Genomic DNA, 6,476 nt, shown 5'->3' with positions numbered 1-6,476 from the left:
ATTCTCCTTACAAAGGTAAAGCTAGTTTTGACCAAGCATTAACATTAGCAAAAGAATCCGAAGGGGTAGATTTAGAGGGTTATCGAGCTGAGTTTATTGATTTGGTTGAGAGTGCGCAGGAAATAGGGGATAGGGAGTGAGGACATAGGGAATCGGGAATAGTAGGAAAGAGCGCTGGCTTGCTACTCCCTGATCCCATTAATCCAAGACGAAAGTAACGCACCACCTAAGGGCTTATTGGGACAGTCCGCCGGGATATAAAACGGGCAAGATGCCCATTCCACACGTGCGCTTGCCACAAAACTCTTCAAATTATTCCATTATTAAGCAACCCCGAGCCTGATCAGGTATAATCCGGTTATCATCTCAGTATTATGGCCAGTTCATAGCATACTTTAGATCATCACGAACGTCTTTGGCAACATTGTAATCGTGTGGATCGAGTACTCCTTCAGACAATAAATTATTTAGGCGCATGATTTGCTCTGTTCCTCTGGAATGGTAAGATGGTTCACCCAAATTTGTTTTGAAGAAATTTTCCAGCATAATCCCGCAGGGTAGAATACCCAGACAATTGTGGTTTACATATACCTTATCGAGTATACGATTCAACTGACCATTTCTAACGTTAGAGGGACGTTGAGGATATTTAAGATTGCTCACTGCTATCTTGAATACATATTTAACTTTATCCCAGAAATCATCATTTTTAGGAATTGGGTTTCTAGTATTTTGAGGAAAGGGAATTCGTCGAATGAAATCATCAATATCGTCCCAGATACGGGATTTGCGAATTCCATCAATAACCTCATCAATATTATTAATTAAATGGCGCGGTATTCTGACAAGTTTGACGGGGGGTGAAATTGACTGTTCTGTTTGAGACCGGGTATTCAATCCAGTTTTAGCGCCAACATCAGTAGCTGTACACAGGACTGAACAAACTATAATAATAGAAGTTTGCCAAAATACAAATCGCTTAGACATAAGACAATAGTTCCTATTGTTGTAAAAACAATGTAAGCATTCAGCTAATGCACTACTTGCTGAGTGCTGAGTGCTGAGTGCTGATTTTAAAGTATCTATATACTTATCCGGCTAACTACCAAAAGTTATGCAGCAAACTTTCAATACCAGGTTGCTCTACCACAGAACTTACCTACCAAGATCCTTAACACCCTGTTTCTCCTGATAATTAAAAAATTGAAATCGTTATCATTGTATAAATGCATCAAGATGGAGATCGGAAATAGTGGCTTAGTGGACTGGCATAGCTAAAATGGTGCAATGGCTTTAGTTCAATAGCTTTATCCACTAAAGCCCTTAAGCACCTTTCCAATCAGTTGTTCAATTCGCTAGTTGGTTGTTGCAGCACGATATCTACCAGAACTGATTGGGGCTGCAGTTCCAGAGCTTCAAAACTATTTGGGATAGCTGGCGGTTTGATTTCGATCTTTCTAGACTACCACTCATCCTTCACTTTTTGTCAACCCCATCACCTGAATGGTTATCAAACAATTAACAACTAGCTGGTCAAACCGTATTGATCCAATAACAGAGAATGACCAGATAGTCTTTGACGAGCCCTATCCATATAAGCTTTAACATTACCTTCCCACAATCTTAATGTACCATCATGGCTACCACTGATAATCCATTGTCCGTCCGGGCTAAAGGACACAGAACTAATTCTGTCCTTGTGCCCTTCCAATGGTGGACCAATCGCATTACCTTTGACGTCCCAAAGTCTTAGTGTATAGTCTGCACTACCGCTGACAATAAACTTGCTGTCTGGACTAAAGTCAACAGTCCTAACCCATCCCTTGTGTCCTTGGAGTAAGGACATTTCCTTAGATTTGTAATTCCATAGTTGCAAGGATTGATTCATACTTCCAGTGACAATCCACTGTCCATTCAAACTGAAAGCCACCGAAAGAATGCCACTCCCTTCTTGCTGTAAAGGTCGAAAGGTTTGATCACCATTCACATCCCATAAATACAACCCACCATCATAACCACCACTAATGATTTGTTCACCATTAGGGCTAAAGGCAACGGAGCTAATCATCTCTTTGTGTCCTCTGAAGGGTGGCTTAATCAAGTTACCCTGCAAATCCCATAAGCAGATTCTTTTGTCAGCACCACCACTAACAATTAACTTACTATCGGGACTAAAAGCTACAGAAGTTACATCATCTTTATGTCCTTGAAAAGATTTCTCTATCAATTTGCCTTGTGAAGTTCTTAGAATTAAACGACCATCGGCGCAACCAGTAATCATCCACTGACCATCAGGACTAAAGGCAATTGAGATAACTTCAGTACTATCTCCAACTGCTAGTGACTCAATCAAATTTCCCTGTAAATCCCAAATTTTAAGCGTACAATCGCTATTTGCACTAATAATTCTTTTACTATAAGGATTGAAAGTAACTGAATTAACCATGTTCTGATGATTACCCTTAATTTGAAACTGATTTCCGTATAAAGGGTTTTGTAAACTCCACAAACGTACAGTTGTGTCTGCACTACCACTAAAAATAAGGTTGGACTCTGAATTAAATGCGACTGTAGTAACCTTCCCTTGATGACCTCTTAATAGAGCTAGCCTATTTCCTTGCAAATCCCACAAACCAATAGTAGATTCCTCACTCCCACTGATAATCCACTTTCCATCAGGACTAAACGCAATAGAACAGATACTTTGATCGTGGGCTGAAAATGAACTTGTTATTTTCAGTTCTTCTAAGTCCCATAAAACAATTCGTCCCCCTTCATTACCACAGGCTATAAGAGTTTTTTGGGGATTGAAAGCGACAGAATTAACTTCATAATCATCTTCAGTAAACGGTAACTTAATCGACTTACCTTGCAAATTCCACAAACGTACAGTTGTATCTCGACTACCACTAACAATATATTTTCCATTCGTAGTGAAAGTTACGGATGTAATTGGAGCCTCATGTCCCAGAAAAGGCGCTCCAATAGGCTTTCCTTGTAGATTCCATAAACGTAGTGTCTTATCAAAGCAACCACTGACAATAAATTTTCCATCGGGGCTAAAGGCAAGGGCAGTAACCCAATTGTTATGTCCCTGGAATGATTTAATTAACGTCCCTTCCAAATCCCATAGTTCTAACTTTCCATCGTCGTTACCACTAACAATAACTTTTCCATTTGGGTGAAAGACAACAGACCTAATAGCAACCTTATGCTCTTGAAAAGGTTGTCCAATGGGATTTCCTTGCAAATCCCATAAACATAACATTCCATCCAAGCTGCTACTCACAATTCGCTGTACCTGAGAATTTACAGCTATTGCACTGACCTCTACTGTATGTCCGTACAGACGGTTACATTCACGTACAAAACTCAATGCCCACAACAAACTATCGAAAGCTAAACTCAAAACTTCTCCATTCAACTTTTCACAGCTTAGTTTAGTTGCCTTCATTGCCTCCAATAAACTTTCCACAGGATGGGATGGAAGCAGATTTTGCGATTTTAGTGTTTGCTCTCGCACATTAGATTCAGTCAGTGCCCGTTCTAACTTTTTAATTTGTTCTTCTTTTTCTTTAGCTAGGCGATAACGTTCCTTTTGCTCTCTGTCCCTTAACTCTAAGCTAGCCTTGATGAAGTCTAGCTGATCTTTGCTAAGTTCAGCTAGACGCTTTTGCAACCACTCCTCTGCCTCTCCCAAAGGCACACCCCGCAATAATGCTCCATCATCCCTATTACTTTTCCCCCATTCCTGAATTCTGACCTTCAGTCTTTCCTGCCAAGTGCGAAACTCTCGATTCACCTCCATCCAACCTCGTAGGGTTCCCCATTCCCGAATCAACGCTTCATGAATAATCTCGACAGTTTCTTGGTCAGTTTCCTCTTTTTCATCAGTCTTCTCTGTTTTATTAGTAACTACCAGACGAGCAGAAGCCAACCGTGTCACTAAATCCCAGTTATTTTGTCCAACTTCAGTACTGGTAGCCAATCTTCGAGTATCTTCCGTTCCTGCCCCTGGACGCACCAACTGAATAAATACCCGTTGCGCCCGTTGTTTATCTTCCTCACTGAGATTTTGATACTCTTGCTCTGCATATTCGGCCAGTGCCTTTTCCACACCCCCAATGTCTTCATAAGCTTGGTGAGTTAACTGACCATTTTGCTGTTTTGCCCACAGTAATGTCAGGGCAAACTCTAGCAACGGCAAATATCCTGGTTCATCCTCTACTGCTTCCAAAATGCGTTCCGTCAGCCCAGACTCAATTCTTACTCCCAGCAATTGAGCAGGTTGTTCTATTACCTTTTGCAATTCTTCTCGGTTCATTGGCCCAAGTTTGCGGTCAGCATCCTGTAAAGCATCAGCAAAAGGACGGTAAGAAAGGGCATATCCGCAAAAGTCAGCCCGTAAGGTAATAACCAGGGTGAAATTCTCTATCTGATTGACTGCTTCTAGGAATAGATCTAGAAATATCTGGCGTTCTGATTTATCTTTACAAAGAGTATAAAGTTCTTCAAACTGGTCTGCTATTAGTAACAGGCGAGTGCGGTTGTTCCTTTCCAGAATGTCTTCTATCACATCCCGTAACTTTCTCTTTCCCTCCTGAAACTTTTCAACCATCTGATCAATTTGATCCAGTGGATCTATGGTCTCGATTTTTCGCAGATCAACTAACGTCTTTGTCAAATTGCGCAACGGGCGATCCCCTGGACGAAATCCCTCAATCAACCAACCTTCTTCTGAACGTAACTGAGGAATTAAACCAGCAAACACCACCGAAGATTTACCACTTCCAGAAGCTCCAATCACCGCCACTAGGGACTGTTTATGTACCGCTTTAACTAATTTTTGGGTAAACTGCTCCCGTCCAAAGAAAAATTTAGCATCCTGCTCTCGGAAGGGAAACAAACCTCGATAGGGACAAGGAGGAATAGCTTGCTCTTCCAACTCTGGACAAGCATTGATCAACTGAGTGGTGGGAATAATAAACGCAGCCCTAACCTGTGGTCGTTTAGGATCAATCGCTACAGTCATGCCAGCCACCCCATCTAACTGCTCATCCCATACCGGAGAACCACTGAATCCTGACTCTATGGGATAAGTCCCGTGTACATCTATCTGTACTCGACCATTAGCTTGGGGATTGCTGATGATGCCATAAGTCGAGACACCAACCGCTTGCCCTTCTGGAAAACCAAAGACTCGAAAAGGATGTTTCCATAGGTTCTCTGCTTTAACCAGTCTTACCGGTTGGGTGCCTTCTGGCAGAGTGCTTTCCAATTCTACTAAGGCGATGTCTGCTCCAGTTTTCGGTAAAATATCAGAACTTCGTTGAACTGGTATCCAGCGAACAACCCTCCCCCTAAGAATGTTTCCGGATGCAACTAGGGGAAAATCTAGATCAATTTCCTGATTGGGCTGATCTGGAACACTTGGTTGTCTCGATAATGCTGCATTAACCACATGAGCGCAGGTCAGAATATGCTGATCGGACACCAGAAAACCTGCACCAACTACTCTCCCGTTAGCTTTACGAATTCGTGCGATCGCAGCTCTGAGTTGGACAGTCATCTACCACTACATCTCACTTTTTCCACTTCAGGGTAATTTCATAGTTACCTTCCACACTGGCAGAGGCAATCACAACACCCATTTCAGAGGTCATCTTTACCCCAAATTTTACCTCCACTTCATCCGGGGAATCCTTTAGCTCGCGGACTTTGCGAATAATATTAGTAGCGATAGGCTTAATTTTGTCCATCGCATCAGCAAAGGAGGTTTGAGCTTGAACAATTACTTGTTGACCAGGGTAGTTAGCAACCAGATCATCATCTACATCCGTTGCTGGTAACTCCTCTACTTCTACGAGAATGGAGTCGTCCCCATCAAGGGGAAATTTAATTAAGGGTTTCACCGTTTACCTCTGCTAGCTGGGGTTTGTCGATCTGACTCAAAGGGTTAAAAGTAATCTATGCTTCCCTTGAATTGCCTGCACCCTGTATTCCATAGCTGACAATTTGGGAACTCTACCGTTTAGAACGGTATTAAGCAGTATAGCAGTTCTCCATTGGGTGAAGTACTTTCGTCTTGGGTTTTAGGGAGCTTCCGAGCTGGGAGTTGGGATTGGTGATCAGACCGACCGGCCCTGCATCCAACACTATGGCTCCCCTCACCAAGTTACACCCTTCATCTCAATTGGGAATAACTCACGCTCCGAGAGTCGATCCTGATCCAATGCATGAATCAAGTACTGACCTGTTTCTTGCTGCTCTTGAATATCCTCATCATCAATCCAGGACTGAAGCAGATTAACCGCTTCAGCTTGCTTTTGCCTTACCAGAATAGAGTTTGCCAAATCTCCCTATCTCCCCATCTCCCCATCTCCCCGCGCCCCTTGAATTCCCTGCACCCTGTATTCCATAGCTGACAATTTGGGAACTCTAGCTTTAGGACTGTATTCAGCAGTATAGCAGTTCTC

5 protein-coding genes are annotated in these 6,476 nt (G+C 42.5%); 1 reads left to right on the top strand and 4 read right to left on the bottom strand.

Features of this window, described 5'->3' with window-relative positions; genetic code table 11:
- Window positions 1-140: YfbK domain-containing protein (locus F6K57_RS34480; protein WP_293072425.1), on the top strand; the 140-nt coding region annotated here is incomplete at its 5' end.
- A 232-nt stretch (window positions 141-372) separates the two neighbouring features.
- On the opposite strand, the gene F6K57_RS34475 is transcribed toward F6K57_RS34480, so the two are convergent.
- The 4 genes from F6K57_RS34475 to F6K57_RS34460 form a co-directional block, all read right to left on the bottom strand.
- Window positions 373-987 carry a hypothetical protein gene (locus F6K57_RS34475; RefSeq protein ID WP_293020461.1) on the bottom strand — a complete coding sequence of 205 codons (615 nt, stop codon included), beginning with the start codon at window positions 985-987 and terminating at the stop codon, window positions 373-375.
- A gap of 538 nt (window positions 988-1,525) precedes the next feature.
- The gene (locus tag F6K57_RS34470) at window positions 1,526-5,569 is read right to left on the bottom strand and encodes a trypsin-like peptidase domain-containing protein (RefSeq protein ID WP_293072423.1); all 4,044 of its coding nucleotides are present in this window, start codon (window positions 5,567-5,569) and stop codon (window positions 1,526-1,528) included.
- 13 nt (window positions 5,570-5,582) lie between these two features.
- Window positions 5,583-5,912, bottom strand: coding sequence for a CU044_2847 family protein (locus tag F6K57_RS34465; protein ID WP_293072421.1), 330 nt, complete (start codon window positions 5,910-5,912; stop codon window positions 5,583-5,585).
- A gap of 255 nt (window positions 5,913-6,167) precedes the next feature.
- Entirely contained in the window at window positions 6,168-6,353 is a 186-nt protein-coding gene (locus F6K57_RS34460) for a hypothetical protein (protein WP_293039251.1), read from the bottom strand.
- Between the last annotated feature and the right edge of the window lie 123 nt (window positions 6,354-6,476).

The organism is Moorena sp. SIO4A5 (assembly GCF_010672005.1).
Taxonomy (GTDB): domain Bacteria; phylum Cyanobacteriota; class Cyanobacteriia; order Cyanobacteriales; family Coleofasciculaceae; genus Moorena.
This window is presented reverse-complemented; position numbering and strand designations above follow the sequence as displayed.